We start from the raw sequence: 3141 nt of genomic DNA on the forward strand, positions 1-3141 counted from the left end.
AGGCAGAGAAAATCCAAGCAAAACAACACGTTAGACGGTGTTATTAATTCGCTTGCCGCTTAAGGTTCTGTACATGAGCCGCTTATGAGCATTTTTCTTGGTGGAACAAGATCAAATACGATGGCGGTCCCGACTTCTCGGAACTGGACAAAGTATTGGATGGGCTGACGCACATTAACAGCCAAATAACTATGCGGCATAAAGATGATTTTCAGGAGCTGGATCGTCATTTTTCTACGCTAAAGTCAAAGGCTGTAAAACGAGTGGTGGAAGCCAAGGGAAGGGCCGACGAATACATACTAACGCATGCCGGAACCGAAGGTATTGAGCATGACTTACTCAAGAAGGCATTGCTGTTTTCTGCCATGTCGGTTCCTGTTTCTGTTTGGTCTGATCTCGACCGGTCCGGAGATGTTTTTGACGCCTTGAGAGACGTTAACGGTAATTTTTATGGCATGTCGGATGCCGAGATCTGGTGGGAAACCCTGTTTCTGCCCACTGAAAGCCTCGCTGGTCTGGTATCTCTGACTAAAGGTGCCTATTTTGAGCAGTTGGTTGCAGCCGATACCGACGGCGCTCTTTTTGAACATTTCAACCATCCTGGAACTGATATTGTTATCGATGGCACTGCATTCCAGTTAAAAGCTACCGACAGCGAAAGTTATGTCAATAGTGTTGACGATGGCATTCCGGTTATCGCTACCTCGGAAGTTGCAGATCAGACTGGAGCGATTGATTCGGGTTATAGCAATGAGGAACTGACCAACGCAGTTGACTTAGCACTGGGCGGTAGTGTGGTTGATTTAGGTGACGGTGCGGTCGATGCCATTCTGTCCGGTGTCGGTGGACTAGGTTTTTTTGCAACCTTGCAGGGAATCAATCATGCCGTGAAACAATATGAAAACGGTGGTGATCCTGTCGAAGCTGCATTCGAAGGTGCCGGTGTGGCAATTGAAGGAACGGCCCGTGCACTTGTGGGTGCAGCTGAAATGGGCTACAAAGTGCTTGCGTCGCGTCCCAGCCGGTTCATTGGCAGGATGCTGCTAAAAGGGATTGATAAACTGGATAAGAAGATGATGGCGGATGCCGAGCGAAAGTCAGGGTAGGACATGTTTAGGGAAGGTGCGAATAAGTCACCAAGTACAAAAATACGCCTTTGTAAGCATTTGAATTAAATCGACTAAAATTTTCAGTTTTGTTGTGGAGGGTACTTGTTCTCACCCTCCATAGGTGACAATGCGATGCTGGACTTGCTCATGTTTTTGAAGGCTCATGTTTTTGAAGGCTCAGACCAAGACCGAAGAGTTTGACAATATCAAGATCGATCTGGCCTGACATGATCCGCACCTGGTCATTTAGTGAGGTTAAAATGCCGGAGTGTTTCAGGGTGACGCCGTTTGCGTTTGCCGAACAGCTGTTTTTGAACGTGGAGCAGGTTATTCCGACCCCGGAAGCCAATGAGTTGATGATTGGCATCAGAGCCAAAGAAGCCGAAGAGAAAATCACAGAAGCGAAATGCAAAACCGGCATAAATTACGCCTTGAGTTTTGGGAAATGACCCTGGAGGCGATGAAGGCCAGCCCGATTGCGTTATTCAGGAATGTCAGCCCGAGCAAGGAACACTGGCTGAATACGGGGTCGGGGATCACTGGTTGCCCCTATACCATGATCTTTGGCAAAAAGATGATCAGGGTGCTGTTTGAGATGAACCGCCAGGACAGGGATGAGAACAAGGCCATGTTCGATGCACTCCATGCACTCTATGCACAAAAGGGCCCTATTGAGGCTGCGTTTGGGGCGCCGCTGGCGTGGTTGAGGCTGGAAGATAAAAAGTCGAGCCGGTTACAGTTTGAAATGGTGGTGGATGGGTACGACAAAACAATTGGCCTGTGATGGTTGAGTGGCAGATTGAGCATGTTAATGCGCTGGAGAAAGCGCTTAAGGCACCACTGCAGAGATTGAATAAGACACTGAAGCAGACGCAGGTTAATGACAGGGATGTTGTGATGGAGGATTGAGTTGGGATGGTTAACAACATTAATGCAGCCAGCCTGGAACAGGCCATTATCGAAAAGCTGGGCATTCAGGCTATGAGCATTACGTTGCCGGTAAAGTATTATCCATCGAGATAAAGTTAGGTGCGAGATGAGTAATTTTAGTTTCCTTGAAGACGTTAAACCCGAACTTGCTAAACTTGGCGCCAGTGCTGAATTGTACTGTCATACCGATAGACAAGCGGCCTTGGTGAAGCTTCGGTGTTTGGTTGAAATCATCGTTGGCGATGTGTATAGCCGCTTGTCCTTAATACCTCCAGTTCGTGATGATTTATATAATCGTTTACGTGAATATGAGTTTAAACGCGTTGTTGGTGATCACGGTATTTGGGCTAAGTTAGATGTTATTCGCCATAAAGGTAATAAGGCTGCTCATTCTATTACTGGAACGGTAGATGTTTCTATCAATGAAACATTTTGGTTGATTAAAGAGGCTTTTCTTGTCGCGCGTTGGTATGCACAGACAATTCTAAACCATACCATTTCTCCACCAGAGTTTATCAACCCGGCAGAACCTGTAGATATCGCATCTTGTATGCAGGCGGAATTATCTCTTCAGCGTGCAGAACTGTTAACGCGTGAGTCTGAGCTAAAGGCGTTGCTCGCCGCGAATCAAGAAACATTTGAACAAAAGACAACGGCATTGTTGGCTGAACTCACTGCAAAAAACGACGCGATCTCGAATGTTAAGAAAGAACAAGCATTACTCGAGATAGAACTTGAGCAGAAGCAGAAAGAGTTAGTGGCAACGCAGTCTGCGATGCCCTGTTATCAACTGCGCGAAGAGCGAGAAGAGTTTAAGCACGCCAGTATCTCATCGGCTTCAAGTTTTGATTTGGATATGGAGCTGACGCGCCGCAATATAGATATATTTGACTGCTTTGAAGACGTGACGCTAACACTTGGTCAAGAAAAAATTGTAAAACAAGTCAATGATTTTTTGAAAGATCCTAGTCAAAACGTATTTTTGCTAAACGGTTATGCCGGTACGGGTAAAACCTTTATTACTAAGTATCTATTCACCAGGACGGGGTTGACGGCATCAGTTCTGCCGGGATGGGATAATCTGTCTTCTCGATGCACGCCC

At 46.5% G+C, this 3141-nt stretch carries 3 protein-coding genes and 1 pseudogene; all 4 read left to right on the forward strand.

Annotated elements, in window-relative coordinates; genetic code table 11:
• The first annotated feature begins 155 nt into the window (after window positions 1-155).
• Window positions 156-1106, forward strand: a complete 951-nt coding sequence (locus OKC30_RS20330) for a hypothetical protein (RefSeq protein ID WP_270809784.1) — start codon at window positions 156-158, stop codon at window positions 1104-1106.
• 230 nt (window positions 1107-1336) lie between these two features.
• Window positions 1337-1558, forward strand: a complete 222-nt coding sequence (locus OKC30_RS20335; RefSeq protein WP_202041857.1) for a hypothetical protein — start codon at window positions 1337-1339, stop codon at window positions 1556-1558.
• Window positions 1555-1893, forward strand: a complete 339-nt coding sequence (locus OKC30_RS20340; protein ID WP_202041856.1) for a DUF4268 domain-containing protein — start codon at window positions 1555-1557, stop codon at window positions 1891-1893. Before OKC30_RS20335 ends, OKC30_RS20340 begins: the two co-directional genes overlap by 4 nt.
• Window positions 1894-2145: 252 nt before the next feature.
• A pseudogene (locus OKC30_RS21575) lies at window positions 2146-2421 on the forward strand (hypothetical protein); the annotation flags it as partial.
• Window positions 2422-3141: the final 720 nt, after the last annotated feature.

Source organism: Aeromonas sp. QDB18, from assembly GCF_027705325.1.
Lineage (GTDB): Bacteria > Pseudomonadota > Gammaproteobacteria > Enterobacterales > Aeromonadaceae > Aeromonas > Aeromonas caviae.